Origin of the sequence: Streptomyces sp. NPDC001843 (assembly GCF_042891955.1) — a bacterium.
Taxonomy (GTDB): domain Bacteria; phylum Actinomycetota; class Actinomycetes; order Streptomycetales; family Streptomycetaceae; genus Streptomyces.
On record NZ_JBIATQ010000017.1, the window covers coordinates 112,241 to 135,787 of the forward strand.

The 23,547-nt window shown below is 70.8% G+C and carries 19 protein-coding genes; 4 read left to right on the top strand and 15 right to left on the bottom strand.

The window, feature by feature from the left end; all coding sequences use genetic code 11:
* Window positions 1–128: 128 nt before the first annotated feature.
* Window positions 129–2,102: an N-acetylmuramoyl-L-alanine amidase gene (locus tag ACFYZQ_RS34090; protein ID WP_389156361.1), complete on the top strand. Its 1,974-nt coding sequence runs from the start codon at window positions 129–131 to the stop codon at window positions 2,100–2,102.
* 14 nt (window positions 2,103–2,116) lie between these two features.
* Here the strand turns inward: ACFYZQ_RS34090 and ACFYZQ_RS34095 are convergent, their stop codons facing one another.
* The 8 genes from ACFYZQ_RS34095 to ACFYZQ_RS34130 form a co-directional block, all read right to left on the bottom strand.
* Window positions 2,117–2,614: a hypothetical protein gene (locus ACFYZQ_RS34095; protein WP_389156363.1), complete on the bottom strand. Its 498-nt coding sequence runs from the start codon at window positions 2,612–2,614 to the stop codon at window positions 2,117–2,119.
* 238 nt (window positions 2,615–2,852) lie between these two features.
* A complete protein-coding gene (locus ACFYZQ_RS34100; RefSeq protein WP_389156411.1) occupies window positions 2,853–3,929 on the bottom strand; it encodes an IS110 family transposase in 1,077 nt (358 codons plus the stop codon).
* 196 nt (window positions 3,930–4,125) lie between these two features.
* A protein-coding gene (locus tag ACFYZQ_RS34105; RefSeq protein WP_389156413.1) for an IS5 family transposase occupies window positions 4,126–5,030 on the bottom strand; the annotation gives its coding sequence in 2 pieces (ribosomal slippage) (window positions 4,126–4,683 and window positions 4,686–5,030; 903 coding nt in all).
* 53 nt (window positions 5,031–5,083) lie between these two features.
* The gene (locus ACFYZQ_RS34110; RefSeq protein ID WP_388790984.1) at window positions 5,084–5,326 is read right to left on the bottom strand and encodes a DUF397 domain-containing protein; all 243 of its coding nucleotides are present in this window, start codon (window positions 5,324–5,326) and stop codon (window positions 5,084–5,086) included.
* A gap of 81 nt (window positions 5,327–5,407) precedes the next feature.
* Window positions 5,408–6,574: a thiolase domain-containing protein gene (locus ACFYZQ_RS34115; protein WP_389156365.1), complete on the bottom strand. Its 1,167-nt coding sequence runs from the start codon at window positions 6,572–6,574 to the stop codon at window positions 5,408–5,410.
* Entirely contained in the window at window positions 6,571–7,620 is a 1,050-nt protein-coding gene (locus ACFYZQ_RS34120) for a thiolase domain-containing protein (protein WP_389156368.1), read from the bottom strand. Before ACFYZQ_RS34120 ends, ACFYZQ_RS34115 begins: the two co-directional genes overlap by 4 nt.
* A complete protein-coding gene (locus ACFYZQ_RS34125; RefSeq protein ID WP_389156371.1) occupies window positions 7,617–8,558 on the bottom strand; it encodes a Zn-ribbon domain-containing OB-fold protein in 942 nt (313 codons plus the stop codon). Before ACFYZQ_RS34125 ends, ACFYZQ_RS34120 begins: the two co-directional genes overlap by 4 nt.
* 19 nt (window positions 8,559–8,577) lie before the next feature.
* Entirely contained in the window at window positions 8,578–9,378 is an 801-nt protein-coding gene (locus tag ACFYZQ_RS34130; protein WP_389156373.1) for a crotonase/enoyl-CoA hydratase family protein, read from the bottom strand.
* Window positions 9,379–9,558: 180 nt separating this feature from the next.
* Between ACFYZQ_RS34130 and ACFYZQ_RS34135 the strand changes: the two genes are divergently transcribed.
* Window positions 9,559–11,169: an acyl-CoA synthetase gene (locus ACFYZQ_RS34135; protein ID WP_389156376.1), complete on the top strand. Its 1,611-nt coding sequence runs from the start codon at window positions 9,559–9,561 to the stop codon at window positions 11,167–11,169.
* Here the strand turns inward: ACFYZQ_RS34135 and ACFYZQ_RS34140 are convergent.
* Window positions 11,127–12,023 (bottom strand): alpha/beta fold hydrolase, encoded by an 897-nt coding sequence (locus ACFYZQ_RS34140; RefSeq protein WP_389156379.1) that lies wholly within the window; start codon window positions 12,021–12,023, stop codon window positions 11,127–11,129. The two genes, ACFYZQ_RS34135 and ACFYZQ_RS34140, sit on opposite strands and share 43 nt — an antisense overlap.
* A gap of 155 nt (window positions 12,024–12,178) precedes the next feature.
* Here ACFYZQ_RS34140 and paaK point away from each other — a divergent pair, with 155 nt between their 5' ends.
* Window positions 12,179–13,474 (top strand): phenylacetate--CoA ligase PaaK, encoded by a 1,296-nt coding sequence (paaK, locus tag ACFYZQ_RS34145; protein ID WP_389156382.1) that lies wholly within the window; start codon window positions 12,179–12,181, stop codon window positions 13,472–13,474.
* Window positions 13,475–14,041: 567 nt separating this feature from the next.
* Here paaK and ACFYZQ_RS34150 read toward each other — a convergent pair.
* From ACFYZQ_RS34150 to ACFYZQ_RS34170, 5 genes are all read right to left on the bottom strand, one after another.
* Window positions 14,042–15,538, bottom strand: coding sequence for an acyl-CoA synthetase (locus ACFYZQ_RS34150; RefSeq protein WP_389156385.1), 1,497 nt, complete (start codon window positions 15,536–15,538; stop codon window positions 14,042–14,044).
* Window positions 15,539–15,607: 69 nt separating this feature from the next.
* On the bottom strand, window positions 15,608–17,158 hold the full coding sequence (locus ACFYZQ_RS34155) for an acyl-CoA synthetase (protein WP_389156388.1): 1,551 nt from the start codon (window positions 17,156–17,158) through the stop codon (window positions 15,608–15,610).
* Window positions 17,155–18,267, bottom strand: coding sequence for an NAD(P)H-dependent flavin oxidoreductase (locus ACFYZQ_RS34160; RefSeq protein ID WP_389156391.1), 1,113 nt, complete (start codon window positions 18,265–18,267; stop codon window positions 17,155–17,157). The genes ACFYZQ_RS34155 and ACFYZQ_RS34160 overlap by 4 nt, the downstream gene beginning before the upstream one ends.
* Before the next feature lie 76 nt (window positions 18,268–18,343).
* Window positions 18,344–19,906, bottom strand: coding sequence for a phytoene desaturase family protein (locus ACFYZQ_RS34165; RefSeq protein WP_389156394.1), 1,563 nt, complete (start codon window positions 19,904–19,906; stop codon window positions 18,344–18,346).
* A gap of 90 nt (window positions 19,907–19,996) precedes the next feature.
* Window positions 19,997–20,794 carry an oxygenase MpaB family protein gene (locus ACFYZQ_RS34170; RefSeq protein ID WP_389156416.1) on the bottom strand — a complete coding sequence of 266 codons (798 nt, stop codon included), beginning with the start codon at window positions 20,792–20,794 and terminating at the stop codon, window positions 19,997–19,999.
* A gap of 695 nt (window positions 20,795–21,489) precedes the next feature.
* Between ACFYZQ_RS34170 and ACFYZQ_RS34175 the strand changes: the two genes are divergently transcribed.
* Window positions 21,490–21,963 (top strand): VOC family protein, encoded by a 474-nt coding sequence (locus ACFYZQ_RS34175; protein ID WP_389156397.1) that lies wholly within the window; start codon window positions 21,490–21,492, stop codon window positions 21,961–21,963.
* A gap of 34 nt (window positions 21,964–21,997) precedes the next feature.
* Here the strand turns inward: ACFYZQ_RS34175 and ACFYZQ_RS34180 are convergent, their stop codons facing one another.
* Window positions 21,998–22,933 (bottom strand): DUF5996 family protein, encoded by a 936-nt coding sequence (locus ACFYZQ_RS34180; protein ID WP_389156400.1) that lies wholly within the window; start codon window positions 22,931–22,933, stop codon window positions 21,998–22,000.
* Between the last annotated feature and the right edge of the window lie 614 nt (window positions 22,934–23,547).

The window sequence follows — 23,547 nt, forward strand, 5'->3', positions numbered from 1 at the left end:
GAAACTCCCGTCCCCCTGTGTGACATGGGAAATTCCCTTCCTCCGGGCATGATTGACGGATCGTCGGCCAGCGGGTACCACTGACCCACCGTTCGGCCCCGCACGCCCGTCCGTCCCAGGAGGCTGCATTGCGAGGATCCGCCACCGACCAGACGCCCACTGCCGGCAGCAGACGCAAGCGCAGGACGGCCGTTGCCGTCTCCTCCGCCGCCCTTCTGGTCCCGTTGCTGGGCGCGGCCCCTTCGCCGAGCGCCACGCAGTCCTCCACCGGCGGGCTGCAGCGCGCGTTCGCCTCCGCCGCCGCCGAGTACCGGGTGCCGCAGAGCGTCCTGCTGGCCGTCTCCTATCTGCAGTCCCGCTGGGACGCGCACTCCGGAGCGCCGAGCGTCACCGGCGGCTACGGCCCGATGCACCTCACCGACGCGCGCACCGCGCTGGCCGCGACCGAGCACCTCGCCGAGGGCACCGAGGATCCCCGCGGCGACGCCGCCCGCGCGGCCCTGCACCCCACGCCGCGGGTCCCGGCGGGCTCCGCGTCGCCGCCCGCCCGTCTGGAGACGCTGCCGAAGGCGGCCGGGCTGACCGGCATCCCCACCGGGAAGCTGCGCACCGACCCGGCGGCCAACGTGGCCGGCGGCGCCGCCCTGCTCGCCGCCGCCCAGAAGGACCTGGGCGAGCCGCTGAGCGCGGATCCGGCCGACTGGTACGGCGCGGTGGCCCGCTTCTCCGGAGCGGACGACCGGGCGACGGCGGCGGCGTACGCGAACGACGTCTACGACGTGCTGCGCACCGGTGAGCGGCGCACCACGGACGCGGGCGAGCTGGTCACCCTGACCGCCCGGCCGCGGCTGAGCCCGGACACCGCCCAACTGGAGCGGACGGGACTGCGCACGGTCTCCGACGACGGCACCGAGTGCCCGCGAAGGGTGTCGTGCGAGTGGGTCCCGGCGCCGTACGCCGAGTTCGGGGACAACGACTACGGCAACCACGACCTGGGCGACCGCCCGGCGTCGCAGAGCATCAGGTACATCGTCATCCATGACACCGAGGGCACCTGGGACGGCGTCCTGAACCTGGTCCAGGATCCCACCTACGTGTCCTGGAACTACACCATCCGCTCCACCGACGGTCTGATCGCCCAGCATGTGAAGGCGAAGGACGTGGCCTGGCACGCGGGCAACTGGTACGTGAACGCCAAATCGGTCGGCATCGAGCACGAGGGCTTCCTCGCCGCGCCGGACGCCTGGTACACGGAGGCGATGTACCGGTCCTCGGCCCGGCTGGTGAGGTACCTGTCGAAGCGGTACGGCATCCCCCTGGACCGGCAGCACATCCTCGGCCACGACACCGTTCCGGGTCCGACCACGTCCTACATCCCCGGCATGCACACCGACCCGGGTCCGTACTGGGACTGGCGGCACTACTTCGAGCTGCTCGGCCGTCCCCTCCACAGCACCGCGGGCAAGAGGGGCGGACTGGTGACGATCCGGCCGGACTACGCGGCGAACCAGCCGGTGTACACGGGCTGTGTCACCAAGGGCGAGCCGTGCGCGGCGCACGGCTCCAGCGAGGTGCGGCTGTACTCCGACCATGACGAGAACTCCGCCCTCATCAAGGACATCGGCCTGGCTACGGACCCGACCACCGGGGTGAACGACCTGTCCTCGCGGGTGTCGACCGGCCAGCAGTACGCGGTGGCCGACCGCTGGGGCGACTGGACGGCGATCTGGTACCTCGGGCAGAAAGCCTGGTTCCGCAACCCGCGGCACGAGCCGACGGCGGTGAACGCCGCCGGCCTGGTCGTCACGCCGAAGGAGGGTGTGGAGAGCGTGCCGGTGTACGGCCGCGCGTACCCGGAGAAGGAGGCGTACCCGGCGGGGGTGCCGGTCCAGTCCGTGTCACCGCTGCCGTACACACTGCCGGCGGGGCAGCGGTACGTGGTCGGTGACGTGCTGCCCGGCGAGTACTTCTACTCGGTCACCTTCACCACGGACTCGCACCGGGTCGTGGTCGGCAAGGACCTGTACTACGAGATCCAGTTCGGCCACCGGGTGGCGTTCGTGCGCGCCGCCGACGTCACGGTGGAGCCGTCCGCCGGATAGCCGTGCCCTTGGTGTCAGCCCTGCTGGAACAGCTCCGCCGGAAGCGGCTTCAGCAGGGCGTACAGGTCGTCCGTGATGGGGCGGTCCCAAGCGGCGATGGTGACCAGCACGCCGTCGCTGCGGTCGAACTGCACGCAGGAGATCCGGCTCTCGGAGAGCTTCAGCCGACGCACGATCAGGAGGTTGTCGCCCTGGAGCACCGGCATGTCCTCGGTGCCGGTGACGGTGATCTCCTCGTCGTTCTCCAGCGCCAGCAGCAGCTGGGCCACCTCGAAGGGGATCTCGCCGTCGGCGACCTCGCGGGCCGGTGAGCCCTCCGGAAGGTTGCCGATGATCATGGCGGGGCCCCGGCCGCCGAACAGGTCGTAACGCAGGAAGACGCCCTGGCAGCTGCCGTCGGGGGCGGGCAGCAGTCCGGCGCCCAGGTTGCCGGGCCAGTCGCCCGGGTCCATGGCCAGTACGTCGAAGTCGGGCCCGGCTGGAGTGGCGCTGCGGCGGCGGAGGAACGACATGCGGCCATGGTACGTGCCCGGACGCGTTCGGCGCCGTGTGGGCGGCGTCTCATGCGCCCCCTCCGGCCGCCGCCCGTCCCGTTCGGCCGACCGGGCCTGTCCTGAGGACAGGCCTAGGACTTGTCCGGCCGATCATGATCGGAGCCAGATGGTGAGGGCAGCGACGGTTGCTGTGCCGAGGTAGACGTAGCGGCGTTTGATGCCCCTATGGATGTCAAACACCGACTGGGCCGGGGTTCTATCCGCCAGCGGGGGTGCGTGTCGGGACGATGAGCCGGTAGATCTCCCGTGCGACGTAGCGTTTGATGCAGCGGATGATCTCGCGGCGTGTCTTGCCTTCGGCCAAACGTCGCCGCAGGTAGTCCCGGGACCGGTCGTCCCAGCGCAGACGGCTGAGGACGATCCGGTAGAGAGCAGCGTTTGCTTGGCGGTCGCCGCCGCGGTTGAGCCTGCGTCGTTGCGTCTTTCCGGAGGAGGCCTCGACCGGGCTGGTGCCGCATAAAGCTGCGAAGGACGCCTCGCTGACCAGCCGCTCGGGGTTGTCGCCGGCCGAGATGAGCAGGGCGGCAGCGCTGTCCGGGCCGACGCCACGGACTTCCAGCAGGCCCGGCGTGCTGACTTCGACGGCCTCGGCTATCCGTTTGTTGAGGTCGTCGATCTCCTCGGTCAGGTGCCGGATGCGGCGGGCCAGCAGCCTCAAGGTGTGGCGGGCAGCCCCGGCCGGCCCGGATACGTGTTGAGCATCCAGGTCGGCGCACCGCTTGAACAGGTGCGGGTTGCTCAGCCCGGCCAGCGACTCGCGCAGGGCGGTGTCAGCCGAGACCAGGACGCTCTTGAGCTGGTTGATCGCCTGAGTTCTGGACTTGATCGCGGACCCTTTTGCCAGCTTGAACAGCCGGAGCATCTCTACCGGGCCGTCGCTGGTCTTCGCTGCAGCGGTGGCGCGTCCGGTCAGCACGGCACGGGCGGCGGCCTCGGCGTCGATGGCGTCAGTCTTGCCGTGCCGGCGTCGGGCGGCCTTGTCAGGCTGGTTGACCTCGGTCACCTCGTCTCCCTCGGCGCGTAGGTGCCGTGCCAGGGCGGCTCCGTAAGGGCCGGTGCATTCCACGCCGGCCCTTCGCAGCACGCCGAAAGATCGTGCCCAGTGGAGGAGCTGCCGGTAGCCATCCGCGGTCGCGGGGAAGCTGCGGCCGTCCAGGGCGGCGCCGAGCACGGTGATGACGGCCGCGGCGTGGACGTCTTTGTGAGTGTCCACTCCGAGTACGACGTCCTCAGCCTCCGCTGGGACGTGACATAGGGCGCTGGGCTGCGTGATGCTGGGCAAGGTCGCCTGTCTCCTGATCGCCTCGGGAACCGGTGGCCGTCGCCGGACCGGGGGCGGTCAAGACTGTGACGGTGCCTGTCGCGAAGGCCCCTATCGGGACACGTCCCCTGCCCGGCGGCAGCAGGTACCGCCCCAAGTAGTGGCCGACAGATCAAACTCAAGGCACCAGGGCCAGTCGTAGCGCGAGTCAGGCCACCGCTCGAAGCGGCACCCGAACATCCTCACAGTCGTAGCGGGTGGCGACTGCCCGGTGCTGTTTGAGGCGATTGATGGCCCGTTCGATGGTGTTGCGTTTCTTGTAGCGCTCTTCGTCGAAGCTTGGTGGTCGTCCGCCGCGTGAGCCTTTGCGTAGGCGGGCGGCCTGGCTGTCGGCTTTTTCGGGGATGGTGTGCCGGATGCCGTGGCTTCGCAGGTACTGGCGGCAGGGTCCGTTGCTGTAGGCCTTGTCGGCCGCGATGCTGTCCGGCGTCTTGCGGGGCCTGCCGGGGCCGGGCTTCGGGACGCGGATCTTTTCCAGGACAGGCTTGAACTGAGTGCAGTCCGCCCGCTGACCTGGTGTGACGATCAGAGACAGTGGGCGGCAGCGGCCGTCGGCGCTCAGGTGGAGCTTGGTGGTGAACCCGCCGCGCGAGCGGCCCAGACCCTCACCTCCCGCACCACCTCCACCAGGCGGGCGTGCAGGCTCTGCCACGCGGTTTCGTCCTGATGTTCTGTCGTCTCGGCCCCCTTTGATGCCGGAGCCGGCGGCGGGTCGGTACGGGCGCCGGCCGCGTGCTGATGCGCCCGCACGATGGTGGAGTCGACCGAGATGTCCCAGTCGATTTCACCCGCCGCATCGGCGGCGGCCTGGACTTGCTGGAGCAGACGCTCCCACGTCCCGTCGCCCGACCACAGTCGGTGGCGTTCGTAGACGGTCTTCCACGGACCGAACCGTTCGGGCAGGTCACGCCACTGCACGCCGGTCCGCACCCGGTGCAAAATGCCGTCGATCACCTGCCGGTGGTCCCGCCATCTGCCACAACGCCTGTTGCTGACCGGCAGGAACGGCCGCAGCCATTCCCACTCAGCATCACTCAGATCACCCCGCCCCATGTCCACATCAACGACCCGGACACGGAGTGGTCACATGATCGGCCGGACAAGTCCTAGGTGAGATCGAACTCCCCCTCCCGCGCGCCGGAGACGAAGGCGCCCCACTCGGCGGGGGTGAAGATCAGGGAAGGGCTCTCCGGGCGGTCACTGTTGCGCATCGCGATGAATCCCTCGACAAAGGCGATCTGGACATCTCCCAGGCCTCGGCTGCTGGACCGCCACTCGGCGCTGCTGAGGTCCAGTTCCGGCTTGTCCCAGCCCATGAGCGGCTTCTGCTGGGTGGTGCTCTCGGCCACGTCCCTGCTCCTCCCGGTTCGTCGTCCGCGGCCAGCCTAGCGATCGGTTCCGACCGCCGACAGGCCACGTGAGCGGGACTTTCAGGAGTCGGGCGGCTGGGAGCCCACGAGCCACATGGAGAAGAACTGCGATCCGCCGCCGTAGGCGTGCCCGAGCACCTTCCGGGCCCGCTCCACCTGATGTTCTCCGGCCTGCCCGCGGACCTGCAGGGCGGCCTCCGCGAAACGGATCATCCCGGAGGCGCCGATGGGGTTGGTGGAGAGCACCCCGCCCGACATGTTGACGGGCAGGTCCCCGTCGAGTTCGGTCACACCGGACTCGGTGAGTTTCCAGCCCTCGCCCTCGTCGGCGAAGCCGAGGTTCTCCAGCCACATGGGCTCGTACCAGGAGAACGGCACGTACATCTCGACGGCGTCGATGTCCCGCCGCGGGTCGGCGATGCCGGCCTGCCGGTAGACGTCGGCGGCGCAGTCCTTGCCGGCCTGCGGGGAGACGAAGTCCTTCCCGGCGAACAGGGTCGGCTCGCTGCGCATGGCGCCGCCGAGCATCCAGGCGGGCCGCCGGGGCGCACGGGCGGCGCCGGCCCGGTCGGTGAGGACCATCGCGCAGGCGCCGTCCGAGGACGGGCAGGTCTCGGAGTAGCGGATCGGGTCCCACAGCATCGGGGAGGCCTGGACCTTCTGCAGGGTGATGTCGTGCTCGTGGAGGTGGGCGTAGGGGTTCTTCAGGGCGTTGCGCCGGTCCTTGTAGGCGACCAGGGAGCCGACCATGTCGGGTGCTCCGCTGCGCCGCATGTAGGCGCGTACGTGGGGGGCGAAGAAGCCGCCCGCGCCGGCCAGCAGCGGCTGCTGGAAGGGAATCGGCAGGGACAGGCCCCACATGGCGTTGGACTCGGACTGCTTCTCGAAGGCGAGGGTGAGGACGGTGCCGTGGACCCGGGCGGCGACGAGGTTCGCGGCGACGAGGGCGGTCGATCCTCCGACGGAACCGGCCGTGTGCACCCGCAGCATCGGCTTGCCGACCGCGCCGAGCGCGTCGGCGAGGTACAGCTCGGGCATCATGACGCCCTCGAAGAAGTCGGGCGCCTTTCCGATGACCACGGCGTCGATGTCGGCCCACGTCAACTCGGCGTCCTCCAGGGCCCGCACGGCGGCCTCCCGGAGCAGTCCGGCGATCGACACGTCCCGGCGGGCCGCCACGTGCTTGGTCTGGCCGATCCCTGTGACGGCCACGGGCTCCTTGCTCATCGGGGATCCCCCTCGAGGACGGCGACCAGGTTCTGTTGCAGACAGGGGCCGGAGGTGGCGTGGGCGAGCGCCCGGTCACTGGCACCGCGGTGGATACGGGCGGCGGCCTCGCCGATGCGGATCAGTCCCGCGGCCATGATCGGATTGGCGGCGAGGGCCCCTCCGGAGGGGTTCACGGTGACGCTGTCGTCGAGCCGCAGCGCCCTGCGCAGCACGACCTCCTGCGAGCTGAACGGCGCGTGCAACTCGGCGGTGTCCACGGGCCGTTCGAAGGCCCCCGCCTTCTCGGCGGCCAGCCGGGCGGACGGTGAGTCGGTCAGGTCGCGCACCCCCAGACCGTGGGCCTCGATGCGGTGGTCGATGCCCCGGATCCAGGCGGGCCGCGCGCACAGTTCGCGGGCGCGGTCCCCGGCGGCGAGGATCACGGCGGCGGCCCCGTCCCCGATGGGCGGGCAGTCGCCGGTGCGCAGGGGCTGTACCAGGTAGTTTCCCTGCGGTACCGGGCCCCGCAGCTGGGCGTGCGGGTTGGCGGTGGCATCGGCCCTGCTGCGCGCCCCGATCGCGGCGAGTGCCGGCTCGTCGGTCTGCCCGGCGTCGATGAGCGCCTGCGCCTGGAGTGCGGCCAGGGCGACGGAGTCGGGCCAGAGCGGGGCGACGTAGTACGGGTCGAGCTGCCGGGTGAGCACGTCGCGCACGGAGCCTGGCGAGGACTTGCCGTACGAGTAGACGAGGGCGGTGTCGGCGTCGCCGGTGAGCAGTTTGGTCCATGCCTCGTACAGCGCCCACGCGCCGTCCATCTCGACGTGCGACTCGGAGATGGGCGGCCAGGCACCCACGCCGTCGAGGGCGAGGGTGAAGGAGAAGGCGCGGCCGGCGAGGTAGTCGCTGGAGCCGGAGCAGGTGAAGTCGATGTCGGCGGTCTTCAGCCCGGTCCGGTCCAGGACCTGGTGCAGCACGGGCATGAGCATCTCCACCTCGGAGAGCTCGTCGCTGGTGCGCCGGTGGTCGGTCTGGGCGAAGGCGACGACCGCGATGTCCCGCGTCATAGCAGCTCCTTGTACGTCTCGTAGTCCGCGTCGGGTTCGCCGGTCGGCCGGTAGTGGTCGGGGTAGCGGGCTCCCTCGGTCCACACCGGCTCGACCCGCAGGCCCATCCGCACCTGGTCGTACGGGATGCCGCCGATGCGGCCGTGCAGGGCGAGGTCGGCGCCGTCGAGGGCGATGTGGGCGTAGACGTAGGGCACTTCGATGTCGAGATTCTTCGCTTTGATGTTGACGATGCAGAAGGTGGTGACGGTGCCGCCGGGACCGACCTCGACCTGTTCGGAGGTGGCGACCCCACAGGTGGGGCAGGCGCCCCTCGGCGGGACGTACACCTTGCGGCAGGACGGGCAGCGCTCCCCGAAGGTCCGCCGGCCGGAGAGGGCGTTGATGTAGGCGGACTGGGCGCGGCCCGGCGAGTAGGTGTAGTCGAGGCGGGCATGGGCGACGATGCCGGTGACCGGTTCCTCGAACTCGCCCGCGTGCACGGTGACTTCGGTGTCGTCGCCGTCGTACGGCTCGAAGCAGGCGATGTCGGTGATGGCGCCGGAACGCTCCTCGGCCCAGCGGATCCGGACCCGCATGCCGGTGTGCACGGCCTCGGGGCCGGGGGCGTCGAGGGCGTGCAGCAGGGCGGTGTCGGCGCCGTCGAGGCGGACCAGGACCCAGGCGAAGGGGGTGGTGAGAGGCTGGCCGCGGCGCGGTTCCGGGTTCCAGGCCCAGGTGGTGACCGTGCCGGTGACGCCCACATGGACGAGGTCGCGGATCTCCTCGGCGGTGACGGGGTCGTACTCGACGGGCGGGACGAGGACGCGTCCGTCACCCGTGCGCACCCCCAGGACGAGGCGTTCGCGCAGTCCGGTGAGAAAGGCGCTCTGGACGGGGCCGAGAGAGCGGGTGAAGGGGAACTCCACGACGAGGGGCGCTTTGAGGACGTCTGGCATGGAAGGCTCTCCTCCAGGGTCAGGCACGCTTGTAGACGGGGGGCCGTTTCTCCGCGAAGGCGCGGGCGCCTTCCTTGGCGTCAGCGGTGTCGAAGACGGGCCAGCCGCGCTTCAGTTCGGCCGCCAGCCCCTCGGTCTCGGTCAGCTCGGCGGTCTCGTACACCGACGCCTTGACGGCCTCCACGGCCAGCGGGCCGCAGGCGTTGATCTGCTCGGCGATCTCCAGCGCCTTCTCGAGCGCCGTGCCGTCGGGGACGACGTGCCCGATCAGGCCGATGCCGGCGGCCTCCCGGGCGGTGTAGGGCCGTCCGGTGAGCAGCATCTCCAGGGCGTGGGTGCGCGGGATCTGGCGTTGCAGGCGGACCGTGGAGCCGCCGATCGGGAACAGGCCGCGCCGGACCTCGAAGAGTCCGAAGGTCGCGGACTCGCCCGCGACCCGGATGTCGGTGCCCTGAAGGATCTCGGTGCCGCCCGCGACGCAGTGGCCCTCGACGGCGGCGATCACCGGCTTGCGCGGGCGGTGGTGGCGCAGCATCGCCTTCCAGTGCAGGTCGGGGTCGGCGTTGAGCCGGTCCCGGTGGTGCTGCCCCTCCATGCCCTTGCCGGCCAGTGCCTTCAGATCCATGCCGGCGCAGAAGGCGCCTCCGGCTCCGGTGAGCACGATGGAGCGGACCGCGTCGTCCTCGTCGGCCGCGAGCCAGCCGTCGTACAGACCGACGAGCATCGGCAACGAGAGCGCGTTCCTGGCCTCGGGCCGGTTGAGCGTGAGCACCAGTGTGGCGCCTTCGCGCCGCACGGTGAGGTGTTCGGTTCCACCCATCGCCCATCTCCCCTCTGACAGAACGAGAACAGGTTGCAGTAGTGGAGGGGGCACTTCAAGGGTTTTCTGACAGACAGTCAGATTTCTCGTCGGAAACTCTTCCCAGTTGCCGCGCCCTTTGCTCTGATGACCGGCGAGCCGACAGATGCCAGGTACGACTGCCCGGGGTCAGGAGGAGCGGTGGAGTACAACCTTGCCGATCTGTTCGAGTCGGTCGTCGACGCGGTTCCGGACCGTGAGGCGCTCGTGTACGTCGACCACCCCGGCACGGGCGCCGAGCGCCGTCTGACGTACGCGGCACTGGACTCCGCCGCCAACCGCGTCGCCCACCACCTGATCGACCGCGGGATACGGCCGGGTGAGCATCTGGGCCTGCATCTGTACAACGGTGTCGAGTACCTGCAGACGGTATTGGGCTGTCTCAAGGCCCGGATCGTGCCTGTGAACGTCAACTACCGGTACGTCGAGGAGGAGCTGGTCTACCTCTACCGGGACGCCGACCTGGTCGCGCTGGTATTCGACGCGGAGTTCGGCGACCGGGTCGCGGCGGCGCTGCCGCGTGCGCCGAAGCTGCGGCATCTGCTGGTGGTGGGCGGGCCGGCCGAGGTGCCCGGCGCCGTCCCGTTTCCCGAGGCCGAGGCCGGTGGGTCTCCCGAGCGGGGCTTCCCGGCGCGTTCGGGCGACGACCAGTTCATCATCTACACCGGCGGGACGACCGGAATGCCCAAAGGGGTGATGTGGCGTCAGGAGGACCTCTTCTTCGCGGGGCTGGGCGGCGGGGCGCCGACCGGTGAACCGGTGAAGAGGCCGGAGGAGCTGGCCGAGCGGGTCGCGGCGGGCGGCTCGGGGATCACGTTCTTCCCCACGCCCCCGCTGATGCACGGCACCTCCACCCTCACCGCCTTCATCGGCTTCAACTTCGGTCAACGGGTCGTCATCCACCGCAAGTTCGTCCCCGAGGAGGTCCTGCGCACGATCGAGAAGGAGCGGGTCACCAGCATGTCCCTGGTCGGCGACGCGATGCTGCGCCCGCTCATCGACGCACTCAGCGGGCCCATGAAGGGCACGGACTGCTCCTCGATGTTCAGCGTCTCCTCGTCGGGCGCGGTCATGTCCGAGACGGTGCGCCGCCAGTTCCGGGAGCTGGTCCCGGGCGCCATGCTGCTCAACAACTTCGGCTCCTCGGAGTCCGGGTTCAACGGAACGGCGACGGAGGACTCCGGCCCCGAGCGCGGTTTCCGCATCCGCGTCAACTCCCGTACCACCGTGATGGATCCGGTCACCCACGAGCCGGTCGCACCGGGTGAGATCGGCCGGGTCGCGCAGTGCGGTCATGTACCGCTCGGCTACTACAACGACCCGGGGAAAACCGCCGAGACCTTCTTCGAGAGGGACGGTCGGCGCTGGGTGCTGCTCGGTGACATGGCGACCGTCGACGAGCAGGGCGTCGTCACCGTCCTCGGGCGCGGCTCCCAGTGCATCAACACGGGTGGCGAGAAGGTCTACCCGGAGGAGGTCGAACAGGCGCTGAAGTCGCACCCGGACGTGTACGACGCCCTGGTGGCGGGCGTGCCGGACGCCACCTGGGGCAACCATGTCGCGGCGGTGGTGCAGCTGCGCGAGGGCGCCGCCCTGCCGTCCCTGGCCGACATCCAGGCCCACTGCCGTACCCAGCTGGCCGGGTACAAGGTCCCGCGCCAGCTGGTGATCACGGAGTCCATCCAGCGGTCACCGAGCGGCAAGGCCGACTACCGGTGGGCGCGGGAGGTTGCGGTGTCGGCGGACCGGTAGCACGCCCCGGGCCGGGCGGGTGTGCGGAGGAAGTCGGCGACGCGGCGGGCGAACCACTCCGGGTCGTCGAGCCACGGGTAGTGGGCGGCGCCGGGCTGCACCGCGAGTGTGCCGTGCGGGAAGGCCTCGGCGGTGCGGCGGGCGAGCTCGGGGTGGGGGTTGCCGTCCAGTTCACCGGCGAGGACGAGGACCGGGGCGGTCAGGTCGGCGAGTGCGGCGCGGGTCGCGTCGGGGTCGAAGGCGCCGTCGGAGGAGTAGACGTCGGCCGCTTCCTCGTTGGTCTCCTCCTCGGTGGCCGCGTCGTGGACCCGCGCGGCCTCGTCCCAGCGCCCGTAGAAGAAGGGCACGCACGCGAGGTCGAAATCGCCGTCCCCCGTCAGCAAGGCCTCCAGCGCCGGGAGCGCCTTCTCGAACCACGGCTCGCCCGCGCGGGACCGGGCGACCGCCAGCCGTTCCTCGACGGTGGCCCGCATGCCGAGGGCCGACGGGTTGGGGGTGATCAGCGCGAGCCGCCGCACCCGTGCCGGCCACCGCGCCGCGTACAGCGTCGCCAGGCTGCCGGCCGCCGAGTGCGCGAGCAGATCCATGCGCTCCAGCCCCAGATGGGCGCGCAACGCCTCCACGTCGCCGACCATGCGGTCGCACCGGTACGTCGCCGGATCCGCCGGCGGCGCGGAGTCGCCGGTGCCCCGCAGATCGAGGAGGACGAGCCTGCGGTGAGCGGTCAGTCCGCCCAGGTCGCCGAGGTAGACGGAGGCCCGCATCGGACCGCCCGGCAGGACGACGAGGGGCTCTCCCTCGCCGCGGACGTGGTAGGCGAGCTGGGTCCCGTCGGGCGCGGTGAAGGTCGGCATGGTGCCGATCATGTGCCACGGCCCGGCCGGCCGCAACGTAGTTCTCCCAAGTGCGGCCGACCTCTTGCCCGGGGCGGGCCGGGCGGCGTTGACTGGCATCGAGGACTCGACCGAACGATCGGTCGAGAGGATGGTGCGGCTGAGGGAGAGCATCCATGGTGGAGGCGAGGGACCTGCTCGACGCGGGCGAACGGCTCGACGCGCCGGCGCTGCGGGCGCTGCAGCTGGAGCGGCTCCAGGCGTCCCTGCGGCATGCCTACGCCCACGTGCCCTTCTACCGGGAGTCCTTCGACAAGGCCGGGGTCCGCCCGGAGGACTGCCGCTCGCTCGCCGACCTGCCCCGTTTCCCCTTCACCACCAAGGCCGACCTGCGGGAGAACTACCCGTACGGGATGTTCGCCGTGCCCCGCGAGCGGATCCGGCGTATCCACGCCTCCAGCGGCACCACCGGACGCCCCACGGTGGTCGGCTACACGGACAACGACCTGTCCATGTGGGCCGACATGGTGGCCCGCTCCATCCGGGCGGCGGGCGGGCGGCCCGGTGACACGGTCCATGTGGCCTACGGGTACGGGCTGTTCACCGGTGGGCTGGGCGCCCACTACGGTGCCGAGCGGCTGGGCTGTACGGTCGTCCCGGCGTCCGGCGGCATGACGGCACGGCAGGTCCGGTTGATCCAGGACCTCGGGCCCGGGGTCATCATGGTCACTCCGTCCTACATGCTCACGCTGCTCGACGAGTTCGAACGGCAGGGCGTGGACCCCCGTTCCACCTCACTGCGGGTCGGTGTGTTCGGTGCCGAGCCCTGGACCGAGGAGATGCGGCGGGAGATCGAGGAACGGTTCGCGATCGACGCCGTCGACATATACGGGCTGTCCGAGGTGATCGGGCCCGGGGTGGCCCAGGAGTGCGTGGAGACCAAGGACGGCCTGCACGTCTGGGAGGACCATTTCCTCCCGGAGGTCGTCGACCCGGTCACGGGTGAGGTGCTGCCGGAAGGTGAGGAGGGTGAGCTGGTGTTCACCTCGCTGACCAAGGAGGCGATGCCGGTGATCCGGTACCGCACCCGTGACCTGACCCGGTTGCTGCCGGGCACCGCCCGGGTGTTCCGGCGCATCGCCAAGGTCACCGGCCGCAGCGACGACATGGTGATCCTGCGCGGGGTGAACCTGTTCCCGACGCAGATCGAGGAGATCGTTCTGCGCACCCCGGGCGTCGCCCCGCACTTCCAGCTGCGGCTCACCCGCGAGGGCCGCCTGGACTCGCTCACCGTGCGCGCCGAGGCCCGTCCCGGTGCCGGCCCGGAGGCACGGGACGCGGCGGCCCGGGACATCGCGGCGGCGGTGAAGGACGGCATCGGTGTCTCCGTCGCCGTCGAGATCGTGGAACCGGAGTCGCTGGAGCGTTCGGTGGGCAAGATCCGCCGCATCGTGGACCTGCGCCCCAGGTAGCTTTCCGGAACCGACCCACCGTCAGCTGCACACTGCTCAGTGGGCGTGCCATTGGCCTCCACCAGGGGTGCTCCCGCGCAAGTGGACATGCCGTACAGGGCGCTATACCGTCGAAATGTAGACGGTCGGCTGATATGGATCAGCGCGTCGAAGACTCTGCGTCCATGGCGCAATACGCCGCCCCGAGGGCGTCTTCTCTCCTTGTGCAGCCGGGCGAATCACGCGCGTACGCAGAGGGAAAGGGAAATACCATGCGCATGAAGCGATTCCTGCAACTGCTCGTAGGCGCAGCCGCCGCCGGAAGCCTGACCCTCCTGCCGAGCGTGACATCGCAGGCCATGGCCGTACCGCCCGTCTCGGCAGCGGTCACGGCGCCGACGGCGCACACCCTCGCCCCCCCAGTCGCGCGCCGACTACAAACGCGGCTGGAACGACGGTCGCGAGGACGCCCGGAATTGCGATGGGTTCAGCCCTTCGAGCAAGAACAGTGATTATCGCAAGGGCTACGCCGCCGCGTACAGCTATTACTACGACGGGAGCGAATGCTGACCGAAAGGGCGGTGACGGTCAGCCGCTGAACCGGTCCCGCAGCTCCCGCTTGAGGATCTTGCCGCTGGCGTTGCGCGGCAGTTCGTCCACGAACAGCACCCGCTTGGGCGCCTTGAAGGCGGAGAGCTTCTCCTGTGCGTGGGCGATCAGTTCCTCCTCGGTTACCTCGCCGCGCCGGACGACGACCGCCGTGACGGCCTCGACCCACCGTTCGTCGGGCAGGCCGATCACGGCCGCCTCGGCGACGGCCTCGTGCGTGTACAGCGCGTCCTCCACCTGCCGGGAGGCGACCAGCACCCCACCGGAGTTGATGGCGTCCTTCACCCGGTCGACGATTCTGAAGTAGCCCTGCGCGTCCCGTACCGCCAGGTCCCCCGAGCGGAACCAGCCGTCGCGGAAGGCAGCGGCCGTCTCCTCGGGCTTGTCCCAGTAGCCCTCGCACAACTGCGGTGAACGGTAGACGATTTCGCCGGGCGTGCCGTCGGGCACGTCCTCGCCGTTCTCGTCGACCACCCGCGCGTCCACGAACAGCACGGTCCGCCCGCAGGAGTCCAGCCGGCCCTTGTGCTCGTCGGGCGAGAGGACGGTGGCCAGGGGGCCGATCTCGCTCTGGCCGAAGCAGTTGTACAGGGCCAGTTCCGGCAGCCGTTCGCGCAGCCGCTCCAGAACGGGGACGGGCATGATGGACGCCCCGTAGTACGCCTTGCGCAGACCGCCGAGGTCGCGGGTGGCGAAGTCGGGGCGGTTCGTCAGCCCGATCCACACGGTGGGCGGGGCGAACAGGCTGTCCACGCGGCCCGTCTCGATCAGGTCGAACAGGCGGTCCCCGTCCGGCGCTTCGAGGATGACGTTCGTCGCGCCGACGGCGAGGTAGGGCATCAGGAAGACGTGCATCTGGGCCGAGTGGTACAGCGGCAGGGCGTGCGCCGGCCGGTCACCGGCGCTCAGGTCCAGTGCGGCGATGGCGCTGAGGTACTCGTGCACCAGGGCCCGGTGGGTCATCATCGCGCCCTTGGGCAGGGCGGTGGTGCCGGAGGTGTACAGCAGTTGCACCAGGTCCTCGGTACGCGGCTGCGGACCGTCGTACGGCACCGCGTCCGCCAGTCGTGCCAGCAGCGAGTCGTCGGCGTCCCGCAGCGGCGACACCCGTACGCCGTCCGGCAGTCGGCCGGAGATGTCGGGGTCGGCGAGCACCAGGGCGCTGCCCGACTGCCGGACGATGTACGCCAAGTCGTCGCCGGTCAGGTTCTGGTTGACCGGCACGTGGACGAGGCCCGCGCGGGCGCAGGCCAGGAAGGCGATCAGGCAGGCGTCGGAGTTGTGACCGTAGACGCCGACCCGGTCACCGGGGGCGAGGCCCTCGCCGAGGAGCACGGAGGCCGCGCGGGAGACGGCGTCGTCGAGTTCCTCGTACGTCCACGCGCGCTCGCCGTACTCCACCGCGACACGTGCCGGGGTGCGGCGGGCGCTGCGCCGCAACACCCCGTCGACCGTGCTTCCCTGAACCTGCGTCATGCCACCTGATCTTCGGCCCGCTTGCGGGGCAGGTCAAGGAACGGGCGGGGTACGGGCCCGCGACGCGGGTCACACCGGCCGGGTCCGGCCCTCCCAGTACGGGTCGCGCAGCCGCCGCTTGTACAGCTTGCCGTTGGGGTCGCGGGGCATCTCGGTGATGAAGTCGACGCTCTTCGGGCGTTTGTAGCCCGCCAGTTGCCCCGCGCAGTGGTCGAGGAGGGCGGCGGCGAGGGCAGGGCCCGGCTCATGGCCGGGGGCCGGTTCCACGACCGCCTTGACCTCCTCGCCCCAGTCGTCGTGCGGGATGCCGAAGGCGGCGGCGTCGGCGACGGCGGGGTGGGAGAGCAGCACGGACTCGATCTCGGCGGGGTAGATGTTCACGCCACCGGAGATGATCATGTCGATCTTGCGGTCGCGGAGGAAGAGGTAGCCGTCCTCGTCGAGGCAGCCGAGGTCGCCGACGGTGAAGAAGTCGCCGATGCGGTTCTTCCGCGTCTTCGCCTCGTCCTTGTGGTAGGCGAAGCCGCCGGTGCTCATCTTCATGTACACCGTGCCGAGTTCACCGGGCGGGAGCCGGTTGCCGTCGTCGTCGAAGACGGCCAGTTCGCTGATCGGCCAGGCCTTGCCGACGGTGCCGGGCTTCTTCAGCCAGTCCTCGGCGGTGGCGAAGGCGCCGCCGCCCTCACTGGCCGCGTAGTACTCCTCCACACAGTGGCCCCACCAGTCGATCATGGCCCGTTTGACGTGGTCGGGGCAGGGGGCGGCGCCGTGGATGGCGTGCCGCATGCTGGAGACGTCGTACCGGGCGCGTAGCTCCTCGGGGAGGGCGAGCAGCCGGTGGAATTGGGTCGGGACCATGTGGGTGTGGGTGCACCCGTACGCGTCGATGAGGCGGAGCATCTCCTCGGGCGTCCACTTGTCCATCAGCACCAGGCGGTGGCCGATGTGCAGGGAGGCGCCCGCGAACTGCAGGACGGCGGTGTGGTAGAGCGGCGAGCAGACCAGGTGCACGTTGCCGTCGAACGGCTTGATGCCGAAAATGCCGAGGAAGCCGCCGAGGTACGACTCCTCGGGCCGCTTGCCGGGCAGTGGGCGGCGGATGCCGCGCGGCCGTCCGGTCGTTCCCGAGGTGTAGTTCATGACCCAGCCGAGCTCGCGGCCGGCGGGCGCCGACTCCGGTTGTCCGGCTAGGAGGTCGGTGTACGGACGAAAAGCTTCGACCGTGCCGACCGCGTACCGGTGGGTGGGAGGCAGGCCCGCCTCGTCGGCGGCGTGGCGGGCGGGGGCTGCGAACCGCTCGTGGGCTATGAGGACCTTGGCTCCGGAGTCGGAGACGATCCAGGCGATCTCGGGGCCGACGAGGTGGTGGTTGACGGGGACGAGGTAGAACCCGGCCTGGGTGGCGGCCAGATAGGCGGTGAGGAACTCGACACCGTTGGGCAGGACGACCGCGAAGGCGTCGCCGCGTTCCAGGCCGGCCGCGCGCAGGCCGTGGACGAGACGGTTGGCGGCGGCGTGCAGTCGTCCGGCGGTCCACTCCTCGCCGTCGGGGGCGACGAGGACCGTGCGGTCGGGGTCGGCGGTGGCCTGGGCCCAGAAGCCCGTGGGGGGTGTGCTCACGACTGGCCGCTCCTTCCGGCGATGCGGTTCAGACGGTCGACGGCCTGCTCGAAGCCGCGGGTGAGGTCGTCGAAGACGGCCCGCACACTGCGTTCGCTGTTCATCCGGCCGACGATCTGGCCGACGGGGGTGCCGAGCAGCGGGTCGACCTCGTACTTCTGGATGCGGGAGACCGCCTCGGCGACCAGCAGGCCCTGCAGCGGCATGGGCAGGGTGCCGGGGCCCGCCGGGTCGTCCCAGGCATCGGTCCACTCGGTGCGGAGCTGGCGTGCGGGCTTCCCGGTCAGGGCGCGGGAGCGGACGGTGTCGCCGGAGCCCGCGGCGAGCAGTTTGCGGGTCAGGGCGGGCGAGTGGAGGTCGGCCTCCGTGGTGGTCAGCCACAGGGAGCCCAGCCACACCCCTTGGGCGCCGAGTGCCAGCGCGGCCGCCACCTGCTGCCCGCTGCCGATGCCGCCCGCGGCCAGCACGGGCAGCGGGTCGACGGCCTCGACCACTTCGGGGGTCAGCACCATGGAGGCGATCTCACCGGTGTGGCCGCCCGCCTCGTAGCCCTGGGCCACGACGATGTCGATGCCCGCCTCCTGGTGCTTGCGGGCGTGCCGGGCGCTGCCGGCGAGCGCGGCCACCAGCACGTCCCGGTCGTGGGCGCGGGCGACGACGTCCGCGGGCGGGGAGCCGAGGGCGTTGGCGAGCAGCTTGATCGGGTAGTCGAAGGCCACGTCGAGCTGGGTGCGGGCGACCTGCTCCATCCAGCCGGTGATGCGCCAGCCGGACGCCTCTCCCTCGGCGAGTTCGGGCACGCCGTACTTGGCGAGGGTGTCCTTGACGAACTGGCGGTGCCCTTCCGGGATCATCGCCTCGACATCGGCCTCGGTCACCCCCTCGACCTTCTTGGCGGGCATGACGACGTCGAGCCCGTAGGGCCTGCCCCCGACGTGCGCCTCGATCCAGTCCAGGTCGCGTTTGAGGTCGTCGGGGGCCGTGTAGCGGACCGCGCCGAGCACTCCGAAGCCGCCGGCCCGGCTGATGGCCGCGGCGACGGCGGGGAACGGCGTGAAGCCGAAGACGGCGTGCTCGACTCCCAGTTTCTTGCTCAGCTCCGTCTGCATGGGGCGCAGGATGCCGCAGTACCCCGGAGGACGGAAGGCTCTTTCTGATAGTCCGTCAGATTTTCCTCACGCGGACTCAGGCGGACTCCAGCACCGCCATCGCCGCGTTGTGCCCGGGTACGCCGCTCACCCCTCCCCCGCGCACCGCACCCGCCCCGCACAGCAGGACGTTGGCGTGCCGGGTCTCCACACCCCAGCGGCCGGTGTCCTCCTGGGCGTACGGCCAGGCGAGGGCGCGGTGGAAGATGTTGCCGCCGGGCAGGCGCAGGTCGCGTTCCAGGTCCAGCGGGGTCTTGGCCTCGATGCAGGGGCGGCCTTCCGCGTCGGTGGCCAGGCAGTCGACGAGAGGTTCGGCGAGGTGGGCGTCGAGCTGGGCGAGGGTCGACTTCAGCAGCTCCTCGCGGACGGCGTCGTTGTCCCGGGCGAAGAGCCGGGCGGGGGTGTGCAGGCCGAAGAGGGTGAGGGTCTGGTAGCCGCGCTCGACCAGCTCGGGGCCGAGGATGGTGGGGTCGGTCAGGGAGTGGCAGTAGATCTCCGAGGGCGGCGCGGCGGGGAGTTCGCCGGACGCGGCCTGGGCGTGGGCGTCGGCCAGTTGCTCGTAGCCCTCGGCGATGTGGAAGGTGCCGGCGAAGGCCTCGCGCGGGTCGACGGCGGTGTCCCGCAGCCGAGGCAGCCGCTTGAGCAGCATGTTCACCTTGAGCTGGGCGCCCTCGGCGGGTGTCGCGGCCGGATCGCCGGTCAGTGCGGCGAGTTCCTGCGGGGAGGCGCCCACGAGGACGTGCCGGGCGGTGACGGTGCCCTCGGCGTCGGCCGTGCGGTAGCCGACCTCGGCGGAGCGCCCGTCGGTGTCCACGCGTACCGCCTCGTGCCCGGTCGCGAGCACCGCGCCCGCCTGGCGGGCGGCGGTGGCCAGGGCGTCGGTCAGGGCGCCCATGCCGCCGACGGGGACGTCCCAGGCGCCGGTGCCGCCGCCGATGACGTGGTAGAGGAAGCAGCGGTTCTGGGCCAGGGAGGTGTCGTGGGCGTCGGCGAAGGTGCCGATGAGCGCGTCGGTCAGGACCACGCCCCGCACCAGGTCGTCGCCGAACTCCTCCTCGATCGTGACGCCGATCGGCTCCTCGAACAGGGCGCGCCAGGCGGTCGCGTCGTCGATGCGGCGGCGCAGCTCGTCGCGGGTGGGCAGCGGTTCGGTGAGCGTCGGGAACACCCGCTGGGCGACCTGACCGGTCATGCCGTAGAAGCGCTGCCACGCCTCGTACTCCCGGGTGCCGCCGGTCAGCCGGACGAAGGCCTCCCGGGTGCGCCGCTCGCCGCCGCCGACCAGCAGCCCGGTGGGCCGTCCGGCCCGCTCCGCGGGGGTGTACGAGGAGATGGTGCGCCCTCGGACGCGGAAGTTCAGGCCGAGGTCGCGGACGATCTTCCTGGGCAGCAGGCTGACCAGGTAGGAGTACCGCGACAGCCGGGCGTCGATCCCGGCGAACGGGCGGGTGGAGACGGCGGCGCCGCCGGTGTGCTCCAGCCGTTCGAGCACCAGCACGGACCGGCCGGCCCGGGCCAGGTAGGCGGCGGCGACGAGGCCGTTGTGGCCGCCGCCGACGATGACGACGTCGTAGGTCCGGGATGGCTCGCGTGGGGGCATGGTTCTTCGTAACACGTGATGATCTACGGCGGCCAGAGGCGTGCCGATGGCGGCCGAGGGTCCGCCGGACGCCCGCCGTCGGCGCAGGGGCTACCGCCCTGCTTTGTACGGTGCGGGGCGTGCCCCCGGTCCGAGTCTCGCCATGGCGCGCAGGATGTGTTTGGGGGGCAGTCGCCAGCGCAGACGTGCGGGAATCGCGCGCAGCAGGGTGCCGGTGGCGCGCAGCCGCCGGGTGACGGTGGCGGGCGCGGGGGCCGCTCTGCCGTACAGCTCGTGAGCGTACGGCGGCAGCGAGGCGTACGCCAGGTGCGCCACCCGCCGCCACAGCACCTCACGCACCGGGACCAGCAGGGGATGCGTGGGCGGACGGAGCAGGAAGTCGTCCACCTCGCGTGCCTCGGCCCCAGCGGCCAGGTGCGGCCGTACCTTTTCGAAGTACGCGGCCAGCGTGGCCCTGTCGCCGGGCACGGTCGCGGGGTCGAGGCCGACGAGACGGGCGCTGACCCGGTGCTCGGCGATGTAGCGGTCGGCGTGGGCGTCGGTGAGGGGGAAGCCGGAGCGGCGCAGCACGTGCAGGTAGGAGTCGATCTCCGCGCAGTGCACCCACAGCAGCAGTTCGGGTTCGTCGACGCCGTACCGCTCCCCCGTCTCCGGATCGGTCGCCTTCAGCATCGCGTGGATCTTCCGCACCCGGGCGCCGGCGCGTTCGGCGGCCTCGGTGGTCCCGTACGTCGTCGTCCCGACGAAGTTCGCGGTGCGCATCAGCCGCCCCCAGGCGTCCTGCCGGAAGTCGGAGTTCTGCATGACACCGCGCACCGCTCGCGGGTGCAGTGCCTGCAGGTACAGCGCGCGGATCCCGGCGACCCACATCATGGGGTCGCCGTGCATCTGCCAGGTCACGGAGGAGGGCGTGAACAGCCCCGGATCGTCTGCCCGTGTGATCTCCACCCGGGCAGTGTGACCGGGCTCGCTGGTTGGCACCAGCCCACGTTCGGGACCTGCACTGACGCCAAGTAGCTTCAGCGGCCGGAGCCGCAGCATCACCCCGTCGCAACGCGTATCCGTCTGGCCATGCAGCTCGAAACAGCGATGCGTCAGCACATGCCTGCCCCGTCGAGCAGGGGTGGCCACGGTGGGCGCGATGAGCCCTGTCAGCCTGTCTGCGCCGATCCCCGCACGGGCACCGTCGCCGTCGAAGACCAGGATCAGCTGACGGGCCAGCAGGGGGAAAGGAAAACCGATCGGTCACCAGGGGTGTCGGCTGATGTCGGGTGCCGGGCGGCATCCGAAGTCCGACGGCCATCATCACCCAGGCGCGGGTCAGGCCGGCGTCGCCCTGGGCGTCGTAGAGGATCGAGCGGATCCCGCCGGTGATCAGCCGCAGCGGCTCGAACTCGGCGAGGCAGCGGTGGAAGGAGGGCAGTGCCGGGATGGCGGTGGTGGCGGCCGTCGGCACCGCCATCCCGATGACGACCGGGGCTCCGTCGGTGGTGCTCGGCTGCCCACTGTGCCGACGGGGCCGTACCCGGAGGGCTCTGCCGGATGGGAATGCCGGGCGGTGGCTCCAGCCCTACGCTGGCCATATGTCCGGTTTCATCGCCGCCGGCGCCTCAACCGACGACCTTCCCGCACCGGCCGAGGGTCTGCTGCTGACGCACTTTCTCACGGTGGGCGACGTCCCTCGCTCGCGGGCGTTCTATGCCGATGTGCTGGGCGGGCAGGTGGTGCTGGAGGAGAACCCCTGCATCATCAAGGTCGCCAACAGCTGGATCATCATGAACCCCGGCGGCGGGCCCACGGATGACAAACCCGACGTCGCATTGCGCCCGCCGGAGGACCGCCACACCGCCTCCAGCTTCCTGAACGTACGGGTGGCGGACATCCACGGCTTCTACGCGGCAGCCCGCGCCAAGGGAGCCGAGTTCCTCACCCCGCCCATCGACCGGCGCGCCGAGCTGCGCTGCTACATGCGCGACCCGGATGGCTACCTCATCGAGGTCGGCCAGTCCACGGGCCTGCTCAAGGGCATCCTGGCGCACACCGGTACCGAAGCCTGACCACTGAACCGCGCCGCACCGCTGACCGGATTCGTCAGACGCGACGGACCGGGTCCGTGATTCCGCCGGGGCACGCAAGCGCCGCGATGTCCCATCCGGCGCGTCCGGCCCCGGCCTGGTAGGCGCTTTCGTAGAAGGCGAGCACGGCGGCACGTGGATCGGCCTCGGCGCGGGCCGCGTCGTAGCGCAGCACGGCCAGGTGGCTGTCGCCGCGCGCGAACCACTGCGCGGACGCCGGGCTGAGCGGCGCTTCGGCCAGGCCGGCGGGCTCAGGGGCGGTGTACGAGTAGAACGCGGGCTCGGCAAAGGTGTCGTCGCCGAACCAGAAGCCGAAGCTGATCACTTCGGAGGAGTACGCCTCCCGGGTGACGGGGTCGGCCTGCCCAGGCTGGTCTACCCGGCGCCCGGAGAACCGGCTGTGGGCGATGTCGAAGGTGTGCCAGAAGTGGTGCACCGGGCTGGCTTTTCCCGAGAAGCCCGCCGCGAACTCCTCCAGCACGGACGCCACCTGGCTCAGCACCCGCCAGTAGCGGTTTGCGGCCACCGGGTCGTAGGTCGCGTGCTCGGTGTCCTCGGCGAACGGCCGGTCGGCGTCGGACAGATCGAAGGGCCTGGGAACAGCGATGTTCACCCGGACGCCCAGCGCGGCCAGAGCGGCCAGGGTCTGGTCGTAGAAGGACGCGACGGACTGGCCCGGAAGCGGAAAGGACCGCTCTTCGCCGTCCAGCGTCATGACGGCGAGCCGGTGGTCGACGAAGTCGAAGTCGACCGTGAAGATCGGATTCCCGTCGACCTGACCCATCGGACGGGTGGTGATTCCGCGCCCAGTGACATGGAACGGGACGTTCCACCAGTGGTTGCGCCGGGCGCTCGCGGCCAAGCGGATCTTGCCGACAATCTGCGCGAAGCGGTGCAGCGTCTCCTTCGTGTCCCGCCACTCCGGCAGCGGCGCCGGCGGGAACAGCTCCATCACCTGCCCCTTCCCGCCCGGCGCTCCCGCGGCGGCCGGGCCGTCTCATCATGACCCCGCAGGGGACATCCCGCACGCCGCCGAGGGAGCGGTTCAGCCCAGCCGCCGCACGGGCCGCCACCCAGGTCCCGCCGCCGTCCGGCCAACGGCGGGAAGCCGGCGGGCCACGTCATAGACAGTCACGGGCTCATCCAACCCGACGCCAGTGACACCCAGCTCCCCCGAGACCAAGGGCCCTGGTTCCACCCTGCGTGGCCAGGTTCCACCTATCGTGTCCCGGCTCGATCGCGCGTCAGGCCAAGCGCTCCGCCCAGTGCCAACCATCCCGCTTTTGTGTCAACCAAAAAGCCTCGTCACAGGCAGGTGTGACCACAGACGCTAGGTGTCTCCGGAGCACTACGCTGACCTGCACTTTTGCCAACCACATTCAGCAGTATGGGGAGCTGTCTGCCGAGGATTCTTGGCACATCGGTACAGATTCGAAGGCCTCCCTGCCTGCACCGACGACGCCCCTTCCTCGGTCACGTCCGCTGGAGTGGTGTATCGACGGCCACTCGGCGATCTCGTTTTGAGGCTATGCGGTGAGTTCGGTAGGGAGGACCGTGTCGTCCGTT

What these genes read in the sequence shown, in the direction of transcription:
- ACFYZQ_RS34095 (WP_389156363.1), bottom strand. Translation starts at nt 2,614, where the DNA reads ATGTCGTTCCTCCGCCGCCGCAGCGCCACTCCAGCCGGGCCCGACTTC.
- ACFYZQ_RS34115 (WP_389156365.1), bottom strand. Translation starts at nt 6,574, where the DNA reads ATGAGCAAGGAGCCCGTGGCCGTCACAGGGATCGGCCAGACCAAGCAC.
- ACFYZQ_RS34120 (WP_389156368.1), bottom strand. Translation starts at nt 7,620, where the DNA reads ATGACGCGGGACATCGCGGTCGTCGCCTTCGCCCAGACCGACCACCGG.
- ACFYZQ_RS34125 (WP_389156371.1), bottom strand. Translation starts at nt 8,558, where the DNA reads ATGCCAGACGTCCTCAAAGCGCCCCTCGTCGTGGAGTTCCCCTTCACC.
- ACFYZQ_RS34130 (WP_389156373.1), bottom strand. Translation starts at nt 9,378, where the DNA reads ATGGGTGGAACCGAACACCTCACCGTGCGGCGCGAAGGCGCCACACTG.
- ACFYZQ_RS34140 (WP_389156379.1), bottom strand. Translation starts at nt 12,023, where the DNA reads ATGCCGACCTTCACCGCGCCCGACGGGACCCAGCTCGCCTACCACGTC.
- paaK (WP_389156382.1), top strand. Translation starts at nt 12,179, where the DNA reads ATGGTGGAGGCGAGGGACCTGCTCGACGCGGGCGAACGGCTCGACGCG.
- ACFYZQ_RS34150 (WP_389156385.1), bottom strand. Translation starts at nt 15,538, where the DNA reads ATGACGCAGGTTCAGGGAAGCACGGTCGACGGGGTGTTGCGGCGCAGC.
- ACFYZQ_RS34160 (WP_389156391.1), bottom strand. Translation starts at nt 18,267, where the DNA reads ATGCAGACGGAGCTGAGCAAGAAACTGGGAGTCGAGCACGCCGTCTTC.
- ACFYZQ_RS34165 (WP_389156394.1), bottom strand. Translation starts at nt 19,906, where the DNA reads ATGCCCCCACGCGAGCCATCCCGGACCTACGACGTCGTCATCGTCGGC.
- ACFYZQ_RS34170 (WP_389156416.1), bottom strand. Translation starts at nt 20,794, where the DNA reads ATGCACGGCGACCCCATGATGTGGGTCGCCGGGATCCGCGCGCTGTAC.
- ACFYZQ_RS34175 (WP_389156397.1), top strand. Translation starts at nt 21,490, where the DNA reads ATGTCCGGTTTCATCGCCGCCGGCGCCTCAACCGACGACCTTCCCGCA.
- ACFYZQ_RS34180 (WP_389156400.1), bottom strand. Translation starts at nt 22,933, where the DNA reads ATGGAGCTGTTCCCGCCGGCGCCGCTGCCGGAGTGGCGGGACACGAAG.